A 19,520-nucleotide genomic window follows, 5' to 3' on the forward strand; every position below is an offset into this window, starting at 1 on the left:
CTTATATTTTTTCTGTCTTTTTTAAATCTTTCGAAAGATCATGAATTATATTAAAAAAATAATTAAAATAATCTTCTTCAATATCATATAATTCAGTCATTTTGTTAATCATTTCCAAAAATCTATTATTATAGTTTTCATCATATCCAGATTGTTGCATTTCTTTTTCTAAATTCTTTTTTATTTGATTAAATGATTCTAAAGAATATAGATGATCTAGAAAAAATTTACCAAAAGATGTCATTATATCAGTCATCGTTAAAAGCGATTTAATTGATTTCTGTTGGTCAAGAGTTGGTACATGATCAGAAAAAGTTAAATCACTAACGTTTTTGTTTATTAAATTAAAAAATTTTTCATAACAATGATATTGATTCAAAATTTTTTCGTTAAAATTATTTCTTTTAATCATTTGTTTCATGAAATCCCAAACTAGTTCATGTAGTAAATATTTTTTATTTAATAACATTTCATGCATCATTAGATTGTCTTTAACAGTATATTTTTCAATATCAAAATTTTGTTGTGCTTTGATAGAGTTACGAGCGATAAATAGTAAAAAAAATAATAAAACAGAAGCAGCAAAAAATCTTCTTCTTATAAATTGAATTTTATTTAACATTTCTTTAACCTCACTTAGGTTACGCCATCTAGCTTTTTTTCCTATTCCAGAAAAAGAAGTTAGATAGTTTTTTTAATTTATAAACTGACAATAACTTTAAAAAAAATGATCTCAGTTATACGACACATCTTGAGCGTATAAATGAGGTCATTGTGATTATATTATATAAGTATTTTTTCTTGCATAATATACTTTTTTTTCAATAAAACAGGCTTTGTTCCATACTCTATTATAACCTAATTTAAAAGATGTCAAATTAATAAAAATATTAATAAAATTTCTATCTTTAAAAGTTTTTCATTGGTTTTAGAACAAATTTGGCCAAAAATATAAGAAGTTTAAAGACAATATTTGAAGTCAGTTTTGCGGCTAGACCTATCGCCGAATTTTTTTTAAAATTTTTTTAATTAATTAAAAGTGAGTATGTAAAAAATTTTGAGCCAAAGCATTTCTTTTCAAATCATTAGATTGTAAAATTCCCTTTAAATTAGTATCAGCATTTTTTCTTATATCTTCTAAAGTAGTAGATTCATTTTTAATCCAAGTAATGAAAAAATTTTCAATAAAATAATTTCTTTCTTTGTCGACAGTATTTAGCACACTTTTCCTAAATTCAACATATATATCTTCATTATCATTATTATCATTGGACAAAATTTCAAAACATTCTATTTTTGGTTCAAAATCATTTTTTAATTCCAAGGCAAAAACAGAATTATATCTTAAAATAATTGAAATTAAAAAAAATAAAAAAGATATAAAAGAAATTTTTTTAAAAAATAAATTAAAATTTTTATTTAAAAAATTCATTATTTTAAACTCCTTTTTTTTTAATTTATTCAAAAAAATAATTAAATACAATCTAATTTTAAAACTTTTTTTAAAAAAAATCTATTTATAAAAAAAAGATCGCAGGATAAAAATAAATAGAAAATTTTTACATTAATATTATATATTGGTGATTAATGAGTCAAAATGACATTTTTTGTTTTTTTATACAATGATTTTTCGAATAAACTTCTGATTCACTTTTTTTCTTCTTTTTTTTGCATTTTTATTTATGACTCACAAAATACACAACACATATATAAAAAAAACTATTTCTTTTTAAAACCCTCGTGCTCTTTTTTTTTATAAATAGATTCTTTTATACGTTTCTAAGTCATATTTTCTTAAAATGTCATCAACATCTTTAAAATGAGAGTACTTTTCAGGGATTTTTTATTTCATTCATTATTTTTTTCTTTTATCTAATTGTTTTTTGATTTTCAAAGCGTTTTTTGTTCCTACCTCATCATTGTCAAAAGCAATTAAAACTTTTATTTCATTTTTTTTTAAGAATCTTAAAATAGTTAAAATTACAAGAAAAAATAATTCAATATACAAATATGGAGACAGAATGTCATCAATTAGAAAAAAAATAAAGTTAAAAAACCAAAAATGGTCTGAAATAGGTGGAACTATTCAACGAAAATCAACTATGATATAGAAAATTATTGGAATACCTTTAAAAACTGGTTTTCTTAATCATTTTTTTTAAAATTTTTTCTTTAAAATAAGGTTAGTGAAAAAATAAACTAATTCAAAATGAAAGGAAATTAAATAAAATATTCTCTACATCGAAAAATATCAACATTCATTTTAATAATTATTAAAAAAATATTCAAAGGATTTTTGATTTTTTTAATATTTTTAGCTTTAATTATATTTTTAAATAATATATTAAAGGATCCGAGAAAAATAAAACCTGAATCTATAGAAAAACCTATAATTTATGAAACGAATAAATGGTTTGAAAATAATCAAGAAATGATTATTAAAAGTTATGTTTTTTATGGTTTAAACGGTTTAAATTATTATCAAAAACAACTTGAAAAAGAAAAAATTAAATCAAATACAGACCAAAATCCTAATTTAATTGATATTTATCAAAATAGAATTCAAAATCAAAAAGAACCTACAGAACTTTTACCCGTTGTTTATGGTCCTTTTAAAAATTGGGAAGAAGGAGAAACATATTTTGGTTCTTTTCTCCAAGAACATTCATCATCTTCATTAGAACCTTTATCATTTTGTTCATATATTGATAATTTTAAAGTATTAGAGAATTTATATCAAATTACTTTTTATTATAAAGGACCTAAAAAATTTTTAGAAATAGATAAAGATTATTATATTGGAGATGCTAATTTACCTTATGATCCTCAGAAAAAATTATCTCAGCGTAAACAATATCATTTACATTTTAATCCAGTCCGAAACACCCTCAGTGTGTATACGGAGAAGTTTAATACTAAATAAAATTAAATATTAACAGAGGTATTATATTATTATGAATTTAACTTTACAAAAGATTAAATTTTATTTTATTATTGTTTTATTTTTTATTTATTTATTTTGTCTTTCCAATATTAATATTATTTGGGCTAAAGATAAAGGTTATAAAAAAAATAATCATTCACAATCTTCTAAAAATATAAATAATTTAATAATAAATCAAAGAATACAAGAACAATTAGAAGAAACAACAACAAGAGAAATATTAAATGAAAATTTGATCAATAGAATAAGAAGAAATAACGAAGCTTTTAGAATTCTTTTGGAATATTTAAGAACAAGAAATAATAATAATTAAAGATAATTTAAAATATCTTTTTCTAATTTTTTCAGAATATTAAAACAAACCATTACCAAAAACCTTTTCTTAAAAATCGGTGTAGGAACTTTAAAACTAACTAGTCGTTGTTTTTTTTGGAGAAGTTTAGCTTATCTAGGTTGGGAATTATACCAATTAAAAGATTTCAAAAATACTCCTACTACTCCCTCAAACTCAATCACAGAAACAGTTCAAAAACCTATTGCCCGGATGTGACCCAGTCTGAGCAGTTCAGAAATATAAGTAAAGAATAGATTTATTTCTATGTATTTTCTACATAGAAACCTAGAAATTAGTTAGTTGTGTGTTAATACCAATCCTTACTAATTAGTTTCTAGGTTTTTGTATAGAAGACACACAAAAAAAGGATTGGTAAATTAAATGGAAAATAAAAAAATCCAATATAAAAATATTTTTATTGCTTATTTAGACAAAAAAAAGAGTTTTAATGAAAGAGATATTCAAGCCTTTTTACTTAATTTAATGAAACAATACGATAATCAAATTAATTATTTAATTGTGGGGCAAAAAAGATAAAAGATTTAATGTTTTATTAATGTTAAATAAAAGACCTTGTTTTAGAAATAAAAAGATTTTTAATTTAATACTTAAAGAAAAAAAGCTCTAAAGCGGCAAAAACTTTAGAACCAATTAATATAGAGAAAATAATATCTTCTAAAAACATTTACTAAGATAGTATAGCACAAAGTGATAAGGTTTGTGAATATGGTACGCCGCATTTTATTCAAGAAATATCCGAGAAAACTCGTAAAGCCTAAAACGAAGAATATATTGATTACATGAATCGATTAAAAAAGAATTTGATGAAGACAAGGAAATGACTGTAGAAGAAGTTATAGATTCTGTTTTTAGTTTTTTATATCGTACTTTTATATCGTACTAAAAACTATATGGTAGTCTGGATCAATTCAGTTAATTAAGATTAGATTACAACTGTTCACATTTTTTTGTAATACTTTAAATATATAATAAAAGATAAATTTTGTATTAAAGAAAAATTTGTATTTTTAAAAGATAAAATTAAAATTAATCTGAAAAATAATAATTACTTTTATTATTTTTTTTATATTTTTTTTAAAAAAATCTATTTTAAGATAATAATCTTTTTATATTTTTTAAAATTGTTCTAAAAAAATATAAAAAATAAAATAAAAAAATTTAAAAATAAAAATTCATTATCTAAAATGCAAAGCAAAATTACTGATAATATCTCAAAAAAAATAAAAAAATATTATATTTATAAAAATTTTATATTCTTTTGTCTAAAATAATAAAATTTGACATTTTTTCATAAGTTATTATAATAACTTGAAAGCAAATAAATATAGATTTAATTTACTTTTTATTTGTTTGAATTAAAGTTATTAGGGAGTTTTATGATGTCAGTAAAAAAATATAATCCTTTTAAAAAAATAAAAAATTTTTTTATTGGAATATTTTATGGAATATTAGGATTTGTGGTTGGTATATTAATTGCTTTACTTGTTTGTTTATTAGTTGCTATATTTATGTCTCAGTCTAGTTCAAATAAAGATGAAACATTACATGAAATGAATGATATAATAGATCGAATTAGAAATAGTGAAGAAGAAGAAGTTAGTGATGAACAAATTAAACAAATTCTAAAACCGTTTTACAATTTTATGGAACAATTAGAAGATAGTAAAGAAAAAAATACAGATAATTCCACAGAAAAAATAAAACAATTACAAGCAGAAAAAAATGAATATAATAAAGAACAAGTTTAAGATTAAGATACTTAATAATTAATAGTGGTAAGAAGATTAAATAAAAAATTCACTTTATAGAATTATCTTTTGAATAGATTTATCTTTTGATAAAATCATACTATGAATTTTAATTTTTAAATTAAAATATTAAGGAGTTTTATTTAATGATATTAAAAGATAAATTAAAAAATAATATTGATTTATTAATTTTGTTTAAATTATTATTTTTTGTAATTTTTACTTTATTATTTATTAATAAAAATATTATATATGCTATGAAAAAAAATCCATCCAATAATGTTGAAAATAATAAGGAAGAAGTTAGTGATCAGCAAATAGAACAATTTGATAAACTTATTAAACAAATTAAAAGGAGTAAAAATCCTTCTATAAAAAAAGATTTTCAACCTTGGAAACCTAAATTTATTTTAGCAGATTTCGAATTTAAAATACCAAATAATTCTAATTCTCAACATAGATTATTAACAGATAATCAAAATATTAATTTTTTACCAGAAAGTTCTTCAAATTTAAATTTTAAAAGAACAGATAAAATTCAAACAAATGAAGAATCTTCAAAAAAAAGATTAAAAACTAGTAATAACAATCATTATGATATAGATTTAAATGTAGATTTAAATAAATAAATTTTAAACAAAATATATAAAATATTTTATGCAAATGAAATATTTTATTTTTTTATATTTAAATTATTATTTTGTTTAAATTAAAAATAAACAAAAACATGAAAAAAAGATAAAATAATTAATTTTTTGTTTTTTTAATTTTTAAATTAATAAAAATAATGTGTTTGTTATAATGAAATACTATTCTTTTTTTATAATTTTAAGTTATTTCTAAAAATTTCATTAATAATAAAAGTTAAAAATTTGATGAAAAAATTGATTTAGAACTAAATCTTAAAATTAATAATTCTTTTTTTCTGAATATTTAGATTTTAATTTATTTCTTATGTCTTAAAATCAGAAAATTTTTTTTAGATATTAAAAAAGCTATTGAAATGAAATGTGTACAAACCAAATAGAGAAACTGATAAAAGGTTTATAGCCCAATTTCCAGATTAGAACAAAAAAATATAAAAAAGATTTTATGTAAGAAAATCATCTTCAATACGACAAAAAAAGAAAAAAAAGGATAAAAAAATTTATAACAAAAAAATAAATAAAAATGTGTATTATTTATTTTTTTGAAAAAATTTAAAAATTTTTTATTTTTCGTTATCTATTTATTAAAGTAAAAACTAGATGGTATAGATGGCCATTTATTTAATAAAATCTTTTTAATTTAAAAAATTTTTAATTTAAAAAATATTTTAAATTAAATATAGTAAATATAATAACATATTGTGTCTTCTTATTAAAAATAAGAAAAGTTTTTTTTTAATCTTATTTTTAATAAAGTAAAAAAATAAGATTAAAAAATTAAAAAAATGTTTTTATTATTTTATTAATAATAAAATTAAAATAAAAAAATATTCCTCTTTTCTTTTTGTTTTAAGTTGGTTTCCTTATTTTGAAACTAAAAGAATGTTTTTATTAATATTTTATGTTTTTTTATCAAATCTTTCGTTTTGAAATTAATTTTTTAATCAACCATATATTTTTCAAATAATTTTAATCAAATTTGTAAAAAAAGAAAGACTTTATTTTATTAATATTTTTTTTTGAATAATTGTTTTTTTTGTTTTTTTAGTTGTAATTATTTGGTTAATATATTTTGATTCTAATTTATTAAGATAAAAAAATAAATATTTATTTTGATCATAAATTTTTATTTTTTAAAAAATAATTTTTAAATAATTGTAAATTATTATGTATTTCAAAAATTTTTAATTAAAGGATGGTTTCTCGATTTATGTTAATTAAATCTTTTAGAATTTATAATATTTTTTCTGGTATTATTTTATTATTTTTATTTTCTTTTTGCTTTCCTAAAGTTTTGTGGGCTGCCTCTTCTGATTCAGAAATTAATATGAGAAAACAAATTAAACTTGTTTTTAATGAAGAAAGCGGACAAATTGAACAAAAAATTATTTGTTCTGAATATGATGATACAAGATCACGTCGTTATTTTGATAGATTAGATTATTTTCGACAATATCATCAAAGACAAAAATATGTAAAACAAAATGATAAAAAAAAAATATCTCAAACACAACAATCTAAATCTATTTTTGGAGAAAATTCCAAATCAGAAACATTTATTTCTGAAGACGAACAAAATTATCGCGATTCTAAAACTTTATCATTATTTAAATAATTAATTTTTTTATTTTTTTAAAGAAAAAAATAGATCAAATTTTATTTAAAAAATGAACAAAATAACTATTTTAAAATTTTTTTTGTAAATTTTTTTATTCTTTTACTCATTTTAATTTATATTATTCTTTTTTTGAAAAAAAGTAAAAAAAGTCAAAAGGTTTCTTTTTTTTAGACAATTAGATATATTTTTTTTATTATTACATTGTATTTAAAAGTTTTGTTTTTAATCTTTTTCATAATTGAAAAAAAAGGAGTTTAAAATAATGAATTTTGTAAACAAAAAATGTAATTTTGTTTTAAAAAATTTTGTTTTAACATTTTTTTTATCTTTTTTAATTTTAATTAATTTTAAAGCTAATAATGTTTTCGCTTTAGATGCTTTAGAACCTCAAGAGTTAGAAACAAAAGCAATTATAGATCCAAAGTCAGAAGAAAATGAAAAAAAACAAAAAAGAATAGAGACTATTAATCATAAAATAGATAAAATCGGTTTAAAAGATGAACCAACAATAGATAATCTTGATTTTGTTTTTTTCAAACAAAGAATTTTAGATAAAGTTTTCAAAAAGGAAATAGATTTAGTTAAAGATATTTTTATTAATCAATTCATTGAAAAATCAGATTTAGAAGAAATAAGAAAATCTTCTTTAGAAATTTTAACAAAAATATTAACTAATATTAATATTTATAGAACAGATTTAACTGAAAAATTTTTTACAATCGAAATAGAATAATTTTTTTTAAAGAAAAATATTTTAAAATATTCAATAAAAAAATTTTGGATGTAATTAATAACATCCAAAATTTTTATTTTTATTTATAATTTTATATTTTTTTTCGGTAAATCATATAAAAGTTTAAAATAACTTGTTATAAAATGTTAAAATATTGTATATTAATATTATATATTAAAATTTAATATTAAATAGAGGAGTTTATAAATTGAAAAAAATTAAAAAAATATTTTTTTGCCCTTTAACTTTAATTCTTTCTAATATTTTTTTATTCCTAATTCTTTTTTTGTTTATTAAATTTGGATCGAAAATTGTTTTTATTAATAAAATTATTTATCAATATAAATATTTAATAATTTATCTTTTAAATATTTTATTGTATTTCATTTTAACAATAACTATTTTTTTTACTATTTTTTTCTTTATTTATTTTTGTTTTAAACAAAAAATAGAGAATTATTTTAAAAATAAAAAAATGAGTGTTTCTTTTACTGCTATGTCTATTTTTCTTGTATCAAATATTTTTTGGTTGATATTTCTTTTTGTTATTTGTTTTAAAGATTTTTTTATTAAAATTGATTAAATAATTTAATTAATTTTTTTAGACTATTAAGAAAAATTTTTTTAATAATATTTATTATATTTTTTAGTTAGGTTTTTTTAAAAGATTATCAAAATTATTTTTATGTTGAAGGAATCCTAGTTAATACCAATTATAATGTATAATCCAAATTTAGATAAAAATAAATATAAAAATTCCAAAAATAAAAAAAATGATTATGTTTATTTTAAAGATAAAATTTTAGATATAGTAGATGATAAAATTAAAATCTAAAGTTCGAAAATTATATTCCTATTTTTTTGTTGAATTTACAATTGATGAAGATATTTTAAAACTTTTAAGAATAAGAATAATAGATTAGTGAAAAAATTCTTATTGAATTTATTAATAAAATATATGATAATATAGAAATCAAAATATCTAATAGTTTTTTTTAAATTTAGAAATTTAATATAATTATGAAAATTTAAAAACAACAATTTTTATTTTCAATAAATCAATGACTGATGCAAAAATTATGGAATTATTGAGAATTATAGATGAAAAAATTTGTTTGGATAGGGGTTCATTAATGGTAGATTTAATTTTTACAGAAATCAAAGTATTCAAGAATTTTTTAAAAATATTTAAAATTTAAAATGTTTGCTTAATAATTAATAATTTGTATAATGTCTATGACAATTTATTACTAAATTTTATTGAAAGATTTTAGGAAATATTGTGTTTTATCTTTTTTTAAAAAAATATAAAAAAGATATAAAAAATATAAAAAAATAAAAGGAATTTTTTAAAAATGAACTTTGTATATAAAAAAAATAAATTTATTTTTCAAAACATTTTATTCTTTTTTATTTTATTTATTTTAATGATTAGTATAAAATCTAGTGTTTTCGCTTTAGTATCAGAAAATAATAATTCAGAAGAAAAAATGACATCAAATAAATCAAAAGAAGAATTAATTTTAGAAAAAAGTTCAAGACAGAAAAGTTTAAATTGTGTTAATGATTTTATTTCTGCTAAAGAAGATTATCAGTTTTTCAAAAAAAATATTTTAGATTTTATGGATGAAAATCAACAAAAAGCAATTTCTAAAAAGTTTGCTCCGAAGCTCAATGAATATTTAATGAAATTTAAAAATGAAGTTGATTCTTCGCCAGAAAAAATGGTTGAAAATATTTGCAGTTATTTATCTGCAATTCTTTTTAGTGTTTCTATTGAAAGAAGCGAATTAACATATAATTTCTTTTTTTTCGGTGAACCTTTTTTAAGATAATTTTTTAAATCACATATAATTTAAAATATGTTATAAAAATATCAAAGATATTGTTAAACTAAATTATAAAATTTACAAAAATTAATTAATAAAAAAATAAGAAAATGTTTTTTTTGAGCAAAATGCTTTTTAATATAATAAAAATGAATCTATTTATATGATTGAAAATTTCGTATATTTGGAGTTTTTTGCATAAAAAAACAAATAATTTATTATTTTTTTGTTAAAAATCTTTAATTTATTACTAATTATTTCTTTATTTTATTTTTGTTTTGAAAACATAATAAAAAATTAAAATATAATAAAAAATAAAAATATTTAATATAAAGAAAATGTTAGAAAAAAAGTAAAAGAATACAATAAAAAAATATTAGTAAAATGATATAAGATAACAAAATTTAAATTACTAAGTTATAAAGTATAAAAGATATAAAGTTTTTCAAAATAAAACACTTGAAAAATTTTTTTTATGTGATTTTGATACATTAATATGACTTCTTTAACTAAAATCTTTTGAATTAGATAAAAATAAATTATTTTATGGGGTAAAAAACAAAGAACATATATCATTATTTAGATTCAATAATACTTCACAAACGTTCATTTTCGTTAAACTCCTTTTCATTCACAACCTCACTTTAGCCAAAAGAAAAAAAGCCAAGCTGTTTTTATTTATTAAATAAAAAAGCTTAGCTTTTTTTGTATCTTTGTATCAGTACCGTTCAGACTGGGTCAGACTGGGTCAGACTGGAGCAGTTCAAGCAGTTCATTTATGCTTAAATAATGTTCTAGATGACCGCTTTATTTTTTGGTTTTTAAGATAAATTAACCAGAACGCTATGCAAACAATTAAAACACTTAAAACAATTATTTTATAAAAAAAGAAATGATGTTGGGGATTTAAAAATTCATAAGGATAATGATGATATTTTTTCCAAACATATAAAGAAGTAATAAAATAAACTAATAAATGGACTATTCCGATATAAAATTTTTTTAATTTTAAAACGGTTTGATCAATTACTAAATAATAAAAAACAAAAATAGTAGTTAAAACATAATGTTCTAAGAAAAAAACTATTATACTAAAGAAGGTTTTTTTTTGAAATAAGGTTTTTTCTTTAATAATCGGAGCACAAATGATTATCATTATTAAACTATCTAAGGCACATATAAAAGAAAAATATCTATTTTCTTGTGCAAAACATAAGTTAGTTAAAAAATAAAGATTAATTAATAAAATAGTCTGTCTTGTAAATAAATAAAAAGAACAAAAAGGTTTTTGATATCCTTTTAAAAACCCCAATATTAAAATAATAAAACTAAAAAAACATAAAAATAAATCTAAAATTCTTTTTCTATTTTGCATTAAACTCCTTTTTTATATTTATAGCGTTAAGCTTTTTCATATACAAACTTAAATTTTTGCTTATAGGGTTAAAGTATAAATAATAATTTTTTGTGGTAGTTATTTTTTTTATAATAATTATAATAAGGTAAACCAGCATCATCAATGTAATAATCTTCATCTATCTCTAAAAAGTATTGAGGACCAGCAAAATGAAAATAGAATTAGCCGGTAATTTCATCACATTTAGAAAATTTGATATATTGAATTAATACTGAATTTAATTAATATTTTTCTTATCATCAGAGTAGCGCTATTCAATACCGATGTCGATACACCACTATAATCATTATCGTTCCATTCTTTGAAAGGGTTTTTTTACAAAAGGAAAAATAATTTTTTGGTTCTGTCTGGTCTTGTTGCATTAGTAGAATACGGTTTTTAACAATATAATTAAATCCTTATTTGGAGTTTTTGAAGGTTCTTTTAATTCTTTTTACCATTCTTTTTGATAGTATCATCCTAATCTATTGAAATAATAGAAAGTATAAGTTTTTTCAATCATGGTTTGGTTTTTTTCTGGGTATTTTTGGATTTCTTTAATTTGAGGTTTGGGAATAAGTAATAGAGATTTGTTTAAAAGGACGTTTATCTAAAGGAAAAAAATTCATAATAATAAGAGCTACCATAATTTAAAACAAATAAAACAAAAACAAATCATCAAACTGATAGTTATTTTAGTGCTTAGAATAGCTATTTTTTTATTATTTTGAGTAATTTCTGTCTTTGTAATCAATTTATTCCTAATATCTAATTCTAAAGTGATAATTATTATGAAGCAATACTATTTTAAAGTAAAAAGATCAAAAAAACTAGTTTTTTTTAAGGTATTTTCTTTCTAGTGATTTTTTTACAAACATTTTCGCCTAATTTCAGACTGAATTTTTCTGAACTTCTATCATTAGTAACATTTTTTTTGTTCAGTCTATAAAGTTCAAATATATTATTTCTTTATAAAAAATATTTTTTTGATAAATATAAATAAAAACTAAAAATTTCGACGGTAAAACTGGGTTTAAAATCCAACTTCTCTTGATATTTACTCAAAAATAGTCATATTTCTATCAAATTTCGAAAAAAATCTATAAAAATCTTTTAACCAAAAAATATATAAACAAATTTTTTGTTTTTTTTCTATATTTTGATAAAATTTATTTGTTTTTTAAAAATAAAAAATTAGAAAAAAATAGTATAGGTGAAAAATTTTATGTGTTGTTATTTAGAATTATTAATAGTATCTATTTGGGTTTTTTAGCTTGTTTTGAATAAAAAATCTTATTTTTTACATAATTTATTCTATAAAATATTTATTTATTCAAAAAATTTAAAAATACAGAAAGGAAAAACATGTTATCAATTAATTTTAAATTTTATAGTATTTTCTATAGTATTTTCATCTTTAATTTATTATTTTTCTGTTTTATTTTTATTAATCAAAATAATCAAAATTTATTATTAGCTTCTTCTTCTCAAACAATAGATTTAGTAAAAAAAGAAACTTTTGTTTTTGATATTGAAAGTGGTAAAATTGAAAAAAGTTTTCATTTTGTTCCGAAAGCAAGTATTATGAGAAGTCATTATAGTAAAAAATGTTATTTAAAAAATAGAAATAAAAGAACAGAAAAAGAACGTGAAAGATATCAAAAAAAAATGTCTGTTTACAGAGAATTCCAACAAAAAAAAATTTTGGCAGAAAAAAAACTTTTGAAAGAAAAACAAGAAGAAGAACAAAAATATCGCGATTCTCAAACTTTACTATTGTTTAAATAATATGTTTAAATAATTTTTAAAAAATTTTTTTTAGTTTTTTTATTAAAAAAAATACATATATAAAAAAATTTTTTTTAAATTTCTTTATATTTTTTTTATAAAAGTTTATTTTTTTATAAAATTTAATTTAATTATTTCAAAAACATTAAACATTTTTTGAAAGAAAAAAAAAGAGGTTTTAAAAAATTAAAATTGAATAAAATTAAGATATTAACTTTTATTTTCACTATTTTTTATTGTTGTATTTTGCTTTATTTTTTTATTTTATCTATTGATGAATATTTTTATAGTGTTCTAGCAAATTTTGATTGTATTTTATTAAGACTTTTGATTTTAATTTTTGTTTCTTTTATATCTCCTTTTATTTTTAATATTTTTTTAAAAAAATTTATAAAAAAAAGTAAGTTAATTATTATTGAAAATATTTATTTTAAATCAACTTTTATTTTTGTTTTTTTATTATTTTTATTAAAATATTTGGATTTTTATTAAAACAAATTGGGTATAAGACCATCTATCTGTAAAAATGGTTCTTAATATTAACTAAAAATTGTTCATATAAAAAAGTAAGATATGTAATAATGACAAATAATAAAATAAGATATGACAATTTTATATCTTATTTAGATGAAAAGGTAATTTCACTAGATAAAGATTTTTTATAGCTAAAATTAGAAACAAATAAAACATAGCTAAAATTAGAAACAAATAAAACATAGAGAAAGTAATTTCTCTACAAAATATTTATAATAATGTTACAATTACAGAGTAATTATTTTGATGAATATGTATTTCTAATTTCATTCAAGAAATATTGGATAAAACTAGAAAATATCAAAGTGACGAATATATAGATTATATTGATAAAAATTAAAAAGATTTTGACGAAGACTTTCTTATTATCAGTTCAAAATTAGTTTTTTTTATATAAACAAAAAAATATAAATATCTGGTTTGGCAAGATAATAAAAATATAAAAGTTAATTTTATTAGAAACAAATTTTGTTTTAAAAAAACTATTTAATAGTCTTTTTTTTGGATAAGTTTCATAGATTTTTTTTATTCAAAATTAATTTTTCGATACAGAGAATATAAAAAAAGAATAAAAATACTTAAAATGATTAATAAAACTATATTATTAATGAAGACACCTAAAAAACCTTGTTTTTGTTGATAGTAATAATCTAACGATAAAAAATGTAAAAAAAGATTACTTAAATTACATTTTGATTTCGGATTCATGAAGTTATAAGGATAAGTATAAATTTTTTCTTGGGAGCCATAAGCCAAGATCAAAGAATAAAATAAGTAAAATAAAGGATGAATTAAAGCTAAATAAGCTTGTTTTAAAGTAAAAAAAGGATTAAAAGGTACTAAAGGAGAAAAAAAGAAAATAACATAAAAGCAGGGAATATATAAGTGTTGAAATAAACTAATTGTGAAAAAATCCTTGTTGATTTCTAATAATTCATTTTTTGGTGAAGCGATGAAATTCCAAACTAAACCTGTTAATAGAATATCTATCAAAACAATAAAAGCTAATAAAGGATAATATTTATTTTGTTTAAAATTAGTAAAGTTTAAAAATAAAATGATAACGACTAAAAAATTACTTTGATTTGTAAAAAAATAAAAAGTTTTTTTTATTAAAAGAAAGAAGTTATTAACAAAAAAAACTTGTTTTAAATAAATTATTAAAGAGATTAAAAAAAATAAAAATAGAAATATTCGATATAATAAAGGAGTTTTTTTGATTTGTTTTATTTTTTTCACAAAATGTAACTCCTTTTATTATAATCTTTTTTTATTATAATAAAAAAAGATTATCTAATCAATACCCTAATCAATTTCAGAATAAAATAAAAATAATTAAATAAAAATAATATTTGATAAACAAAATAATATAATCAAAAATAGTTAATCATTTCTATTTGACTAATATTTATTTTACTAATATTCTTATGTTTTCTATTAATAAAGATAAAATAATTATTTCTATTCTTCTTTTTATAAATTTCATATTTTAATTAAAAAAAGATCTTTTTGAAAATTTTAACAAATTTGGTATTCCAGAAAAGTTTTTAGAATGATAAGTTATAAGAATAAATGTAAGGTAAAAACACCTTAAAAAATGTTAAAAGATTCTTTAATTTTAATATTTTATAGAAAAAAATAACGATCAATTTCTTTCTTAAATTCTTTCTTAAAACTAAATAAGTTATATGGTAAAACTATTTTCTTGAGTTTTAAAGACATTTAAGAATTAATAACGAATCAAACCTTTTTTAGATGATTTTTTTATTTTTGATTTATTTTATATTCTTCTATTCATTTCTTCAAATGCTTCTTTAAGATCAGAAGCTGACATTGATTTTCGTTTATTTTTAGCTGTTTTAATATAAGCTGAATCAATAATAGATTTTATCTTTCTATTTGAATATTCTTTATCATAAAATTCAGTAGCCAATTCTTTTAAATAAATAAAAGCTTCATAACTTATATCTAAAGGTAAAACAATATGTTTTAAAAATTCTTCAATTTCTTTATTTTTAAGAAAGCCAATATAAATTTCTTTATCAAAACGAATTCTTAAGGATTTGTCTATTTTATTTAAGTTATTAGTTGCTCCAATGACAATAATTTTTTGTTCATTATCTTTAAAACCATCTATTTTATTCATTAATATATCAGTAATGCCATAAATGGAAGTTTTATTTTTGTTATCCTTATTAGAAAAAACATCTATTTCATCTATAAAGACAATACTTTTTTTATATTGTTCGATTTTTTTACAAAAATTATTTATCATTACCTCACTTGCTTCAACATATTGACTTTGGAACATAGCAGGATCTACGTAAAAAAAATGCACATAATTGTTTTGATCGTTACATTCGTTACTTAAAGCTTTTATTAAGAAAGTTTTACCTATTCCAGAAGGTCCATATAATAAAAATCCTCTAGGTTTTACATAATTAAAATTAATAGGCAGATTGTTTTCATTATCTTTTATTTTTAAAAAAAACATCAAATCTCTTATTATTTCTTTTTCTTTTTCTAAACCATAAATGTCGTTCAAAGTAATTTTAATATTATTTTGATCTGAAGATAAAGATACTATTTTTTCCTCAAAAAATTTTTTTTGTTTTAATAAAAAATCTTTAAAACTTAATAAATTTGTATATTCTTTTAAATTATTTTTTGTTATCGATTTCATTCTATTATCAATATTTTCAATTTTTATATTTAATTGATTTATAAATTCAAAAAAATATTTTTCTTTATTATATGTTTGTTCTATATTTTTTTTTCTAAATCTAAATTTGTTTTTTTCTGTGTTGAAAGAATTTTTTATTTTTTCTTCTATATCGATTATTTTTTGTTTTAGTTTTTTATTGTTCTCTTGGGTGAATTTATTTTTTTCAATTTCGGAATTGAAAAATTTAATTTCTATTTTTTTATTTTTTTCAAATAATTCTTTTATATTATTTTCTAATTCTTTTATATTATTATAATTTTCTAATTTTTTTTCTTTTTTTTGATTTAAAAAACATGAAAAAAAATTTTTACTTGAATAAATAGAATTTGTTTTAAAAATAAAAATTACCCAAAATAAAAAAATAATAAAATAAAATTTTTTTTTTAGTTTTTAATATTCTTAACATTTATTGAAAAAAACTCCTTCTTTCATATCATTTAAAATATCATTGACATAAGTATATCATTTTTTAAAAAAATAATCTAATATTTATTTTTTTTAAGTTATAATAAGTAAAAGTGTTTTATTTTATATTTTTATTTATAAAAAAATAAAAAAAATAAATTAAAATCCTAAAAAAAAGAAAGTAAAAAAAGAAAAAGAGTAATAAAGTGAACAAAAAAATTAAAATAAATAAAATTTTTTTATTTTTTTTAATTCTAATATTTTTTATTTTTTTTATAATTTTTTGTATTCTGTATATTAAACGTAATCGTAGTTTTTATATTAATAAAAAAGATAAAAGACAAATAGATTTTTTAAATAAAAATCAATTAAATGTAGAAAAAGATATCGAAATACAAGAATTAAAACCAAAAAAATCGGAATTAGAATTAGCAAAAAAATTAGCATATTTAAGTTTAAAACAATTTGAAGAAGGTTTATCAAATTCTAGATATCAAGAAGATTATAAGAATATTATAATAGGTGATCCTGAAAAATTTAAAGAAAATGTTTTAAATGGAACTTTAAGCACAGTTAGTACTTCATTAATAAAAGGATCTATAGATTTTTTATCTAAAATATTAAATAGAGAAATAAATTTAATCATTAATGATAATTTTGTGTTATCTTCCTGTTTAATTAATCCATTAGATCATAAACAATCTAAAAATACTATTAATTTAAAATTACGTAATAAAAATGATTCTCATTTTTTTATTGAAGAACCAAATGATACTCCTGGTGATGGATATTGTTTTTTTCATGCATTAATTTTTTCGTTAGACAAAACAGTAATGAATTGGAGAAATATAATAGATAAATATTTAAATTAGTTTTAATTAAGTTTTTGAAATAATTTTTTAGTTATTGATTATCTAAATAAATATACTTTATAAGATAAAAAAATAAAAATTTACCATTAATTAACTATTAACTATTAATAATGGTAAATTCATAATTTAAATTTTATCTTATATTATTTATTTTTTAATTTTTAAAAATATTATTTATTTTTTAATTTTTAAAAACAATATTTTCTAAATTCAAACCAGCTGTGAACCAAAAGTTATCTGATGTAAAAGAATATGTTTTAAAAAGTAAATTTATATTAATATCATTTTGTTTTGTTTGTATTATTTCTATATTTAAAAAATATTCCAGAATGTTATCTGCATTCCATCTTGTATTTTCATTACAACCTATATAAGAATTTTTTTTGTTATCATATAAAAAACGATGTAGACTTATATTTTCTTTTTTTAATTTTACAAAAGTATTATTTTCATTGTCAATATCTATTATTTCTTCCAATTCATTTAAAGATATATTAGTTGAAATTGGATAATATTCTTGAGAAAAAATTTTATTAATAATTTGATTGTTATCATAATTTGGAGCAATATTCAAAAAATCAAATGAAATAAATGAATTAATTTCAATATTTGAAAACTTCGATTTTAATTCTTCTAAAGAATTAATTTTTAATTGTCTATTTAAAAGTACTTTTGTATTTTTTAAAATATCATAAAAAGAATTTGATTGACCAGCTTTATTTTCTAAATGACTTAAAATTGCTATTTTTTTTGAATTTGGATTTAAATCTAATGTTTTTTTATAACCTGAGGAAGAAGAAGAATCAATATTTTTATTTTTATTCATTGCAAAAATATAATTTGGATGATAAAAAATAGAAATTAAAATAACTAAAATAGTAGAAAATATAAATATCAAAAAATTATTTTTGTGTTTCATTTTGTTTATTTTAAATTTCATATTTATTTTTAAAAAATCCTTTCTTTTTAAAAAAATATCTCAAAAATATCTTGTTATTGTAATGATTTTTATTAAAATTTAACTATTAAATAATTATTATTAATCTCATAAGAAAAATAATAATTAAGTACAAAAGTAAAATTGAATTAAGAGATATCCAAGGAAATTTTAGCAATTAATTGATAAAAGTCAATTATAAAGTTAATAATATAAAATTTCAATATTTAAATAATGAAGAAGTCATTTCTCCTTTTTCGTTATAATTTTCGTAATTTATTATTCTACCTGTGAATTTATCAGATTTAATAGACATGCTTTTAATAATACCTCCTCTATGATAGTATGTTTCTTCCATTACTTTTCCTGTTTCTTTATCATATTTTTTTTCACAAAATCGAGAGCCATCTAAAAGATATTCTACATATCTTTTTTTTGGGTTAATCTGATTATTTTCTTCAACAAAATATTCTAGTAAAAATTTTTTCTTACCAAATCGGTCATATTCAATAAAATATTCTAATTGATTGTTTGTATTGAAGTTCATTAATCTTTTTAACATTAATTTATTATTATCATAGTATTCTATATGTGTGTATTTATTTTGTTTTTTAGTAAAAACATTACCAGCATAAATATTGTTTATATTGATTACATTTAAAACTAAACAAAATAAAATAATTTTTAATAAAAAATTTAAAAAAATATTTTTTATATTATCATTTTTATTATTTTTGATATTGAAAATAATCATAAATTTTTCTCCGATTCATTTTTTTATAATATTTATTTAAACATTAATTACAAAATTTTTACTAAAGTTTAAGTTTAGTTCGTATTAAATATAATTAAATATATTTTTGATTTTGTTAAAAAACTCAATTAGTTTAATATTAAAATAATTTTTTTTTCTAAAAAAAAAAGAAATAAAAAAGTTTAGCTGTTATTTAAAAGCAATTTTTTTTAACAAAAAAATAAATAGTAAAAAT

Annotated in this window: 18 protein-coding genes; 11 read left to right on the forward strand and 7 right to left on the reverse strand. The window is 17.9% G+C overall.

Features of this window, described 5'->3' with window-relative positions; genetic code table 11:
* Window position 1: 1 nt before the first annotated feature.
* Both F1741_RS01500 and F1741_RS01505 read right to left on the reverse strand, forming a co-directional pair.
* Complete coding sequence (locus F1741_RS01500; RefSeq protein ID WP_152309844.1) at window positions 2-622, reverse strand: hypothetical protein; 621 nt, start codon at window positions 620-622, stop codon at window positions 2-4.
* Window positions 623-1,033: 411 nt separating this feature from the next.
* On the reverse strand, window positions 1,034-1,432 hold the full coding sequence (locus F1741_RS01505) for a hypothetical protein (RefSeq protein ID WP_152309845.1): 399 nt from the start codon (window positions 1,430-1,432) through the stop codon (window positions 1,034-1,036).
* 864 nt (window positions 1,433-2,296) lie between these two features.
* On the opposite strand from F1741_RS01505, the gene F1741_RS01510 reads away from it, so the two are divergent.
* The 9 genes from F1741_RS01510 (at window position 2,297) to F1741_RS01545 (ending at window position 9,880) form a co-directional block, all read left to right on the forward strand.
* Complete coding sequence (locus F1741_RS01510; protein ID WP_152309846.1) at window positions 2,297-2,923, forward strand: hypothetical protein; 627 nt, start codon at window positions 2,297-2,299, stop codon at window positions 2,921-2,923.
* Between the two features lie 31 nt (window positions 2,924-2,954).
* Window positions 2,955-3,257, forward strand: coding sequence for a hypothetical protein (locus F1741_RS01515; protein WP_152309847.1), 303 nt, complete (start codon window positions 2,955-2,957; stop codon window positions 3,255-3,257).
* Between the two features lie 402 nt (window positions 3,258-3,659).
* On the forward strand, window positions 3,660-3,815 hold the full coding sequence (locus F1741_RS02265; protein ID WP_193310880.1) for a hypothetical protein: 156 nt from the start codon (window positions 3,660-3,662) through the stop codon (window positions 3,813-3,815).
* An 860-nt stretch (window positions 3,816-4,675) separates the two neighbouring features.
* Window positions 4,676-5,047, forward strand: a complete 372-nt coding sequence (locus F1741_RS01520) for a hypothetical protein (protein WP_152309848.1) — start codon at window positions 4,676-4,678, stop codon at window positions 5,045-5,047.
* A gap of 146 nt (window positions 5,048-5,193) precedes the next feature.
* Complete coding sequence (locus F1741_RS01525; protein WP_152309849.1) at window positions 5,194-5,676, forward strand: hypothetical protein; 483 nt, start codon at window positions 5,194-5,196, stop codon at window positions 5,674-5,676.
* 1,228 nt (window positions 5,677-6,904) lie between these two features.
* Complete coding sequence (locus tag F1741_RS01530; protein ID WP_152309850.1) at window positions 6,905-7,309, forward strand: hypothetical protein; 405 nt, start codon at window positions 6,905-6,907, stop codon at window positions 7,307-7,309.
* 265 nt (window positions 7,310-7,574) lie between these two features.
* A complete protein-coding gene (locus F1741_RS01535) occupies window positions 7,575-8,045 on the forward strand; it encodes a hypothetical protein (protein ID WP_152309851.1) in 471 nt (156 codons plus the stop codon).
* 208 nt (window positions 8,046-8,253) lie between these two features.
* Complete coding sequence (locus F1741_RS01540; protein ID WP_152309852.1) at window positions 8,254-8,628, forward strand: hypothetical protein; 375 nt, start codon at window positions 8,254-8,256, stop codon at window positions 8,626-8,628.
* 772 nt (window positions 8,629-9,400) lie between these two features.
* Window positions 9,401-9,880, forward strand: a complete 480-nt coding sequence (locus tag F1741_RS01545; protein ID WP_152309853.1) for a hypothetical protein — start codon at window positions 9,401-9,403, stop codon at window positions 9,878-9,880.
* A gap of 766 nt (window positions 9,881-10,646) precedes the next feature.
* Here the strand turns inward: F1741_RS01545 and F1741_RS01550 are convergent.
* Window positions 10,647-11,249, reverse strand: coding sequence for a hypothetical protein (locus tag F1741_RS01550; RefSeq protein WP_152309854.1), 603 nt, complete (start codon window positions 11,247-11,249; stop codon window positions 10,647-10,649).
* A gap of 1,386 nt (window positions 11,250-12,635) precedes the next feature.
* Between F1741_RS01550 and F1741_RS01555 the strand changes: the two genes are divergently transcribed.
* Entirely contained in the window at window positions 12,636-13,058 is a 423-nt protein-coding gene (locus F1741_RS01555) for a hypothetical protein (protein ID WP_152309855.1), read from the forward strand.
* A 1,059-nt stretch (window positions 13,059-14,117) separates the two neighbouring features.
* Here the strand turns inward: F1741_RS01555 and F1741_RS01565 are convergent.
* The gene (locus F1741_RS01565) at window positions 14,118-14,831 is read right to left on the reverse strand and encodes a hypothetical protein (RefSeq protein ID WP_152309857.1); all 714 of its coding nucleotides are present in this window, start codon (window positions 14,829-14,831) and stop codon (window positions 14,118-14,120) included.
* 541 nt (window positions 14,832-15,372) lie between these two features.
* On the reverse strand, window positions 15,373-16,275 hold the full coding sequence (locus tag F1741_RS01570) for an AAA family ATPase (protein ID WP_152309858.1): 903 nt from the start codon (window positions 16,273-16,275) through the stop codon (window positions 15,373-15,375).
* Window positions 16,276-16,928: 653 nt separating this feature from the next.
* Here F1741_RS01570 and F1741_RS01575 point away from each other — a divergent pair.
* Complete coding sequence (locus F1741_RS01575; protein ID WP_152309859.1) at window positions 16,929-17,594, forward strand: hypothetical protein; 666 nt, start codon at window positions 16,929-16,931, stop codon at window positions 17,592-17,594.
* 181 nt (window positions 17,595-17,775) lie between these two features.
* Here the strand turns inward: F1741_RS01575 and F1741_RS01580 are convergent, their stop codons facing one another.
* Window positions 17,776-18,534 (reverse strand): hypothetical protein, encoded by a 759-nt coding sequence (locus tag F1741_RS01580; protein ID WP_152309860.1) that lies wholly within the window; start codon window positions 18,532-18,534, stop codon window positions 17,776-17,778.
* Window positions 18,535-18,751: 217 nt separating this feature from the next.
* Window positions 18,752-19,285, reverse strand: a complete 534-nt coding sequence (locus F1741_RS01585) for a hypothetical protein (protein ID WP_152309861.1) — start codon at window positions 19,283-19,285, stop codon at window positions 18,752-18,754.
* Window positions 19,286-19,520: the final 235 nt, after the last annotated feature.

Source organism: 'Cynodon dactylon' phytoplasma (genome assembly GCF_009268075.1).
Classification (GTDB): Bacteria; Bacillota_I; Bacilli_A; order Acholeplasmatales; family Acholeplasmataceae; genus Phytoplasma; species Phytoplasma cynodontis.

Coding starts and splice junctions, on each gene's coding strand:
- F1741_RS01500 (WP_152309844.1), bottom strand. CDS start 622: ATGTTAAATAAAATTCAATTTATAAGAAGAAGATTTTTTGCTGCTTCT.
- F1741_RS01505 (WP_152309845.1), bottom strand. CDS start 1,432: ATGAATTTTTTAAATAAAAATTTTAATTTATTTTTTAAAAAAATTTCT.
- F1741_RS01515 (WP_152309847.1), top strand. CDS start 2,955: ATGAATTTAACTTTACAAAAGATTAAATTTTATTTTATTATTGTTTTA.
- F1741_RS02265 (WP_193310880.1), top strand. CDS start 3,660: ATGGAAAATAAAAAAATCCAATATAAAAATATTTTTATTGCTTATTTA.
- F1741_RS01520 (WP_152309848.1), top strand. CDS start 4,676: ATGATGTCAGTAAAAAAATATAATCCTTTTAAAAAAATAAAAAATTTT.
- F1741_RS01525 (WP_152309849.1), top strand. CDS start 5,194: ATGATATTAAAAGATAAATTAAAAAATAATATTGATTTATTAATTTTG.
- F1741_RS01530 (WP_152309850.1), top strand. CDS start 6,905: ATGTTAATTAAATCTTTTAGAATTTATAATATTTTTTCTGGTATTATT.
- F1741_RS01535 (WP_152309851.1), top strand. CDS start 7,575: ATGAATTTTGTAAACAAAAAATGTAATTTTGTTTTAAAAAATTTTGTT.
- F1741_RS01545 (WP_152309853.1), top strand. CDS start 9,401: ATGAACTTTGTATATAAAAAAAATAAATTTATTTTTCAAAACATTTTA.
- F1741_RS01550 (WP_152309854.1), bottom strand. CDS start 11,249: ATGCAAAATAGAAAAAGAATTTTAGATTTATTTTTATGTTTTTTTAGT.
- F1741_RS01555 (WP_152309855.1), top strand. CDS start 12,636: ATGTTATCAATTAATTTTAAATTTTATAGTATTTTCTATAGTATTTTC.
- F1741_RS01570 (WP_152309858.1), bottom strand. CDS start 16,275: ATGAAATCGATAACAAAAAATAATTTAAAAGAATATACAAATTTATTA.
- F1741_RS01580 (WP_152309860.1), bottom strand. CDS start 18,534: ATGAAATTTAAAATAAACAAAATGAAACACAAAAATAATTTTTTGATA.
- F1741_RS01585 (WP_152309861.1), bottom strand. CDS start 19,285: ATGATTATTTTCAATATCAAAAATAATAAAAATGATAATATAAAAAAT.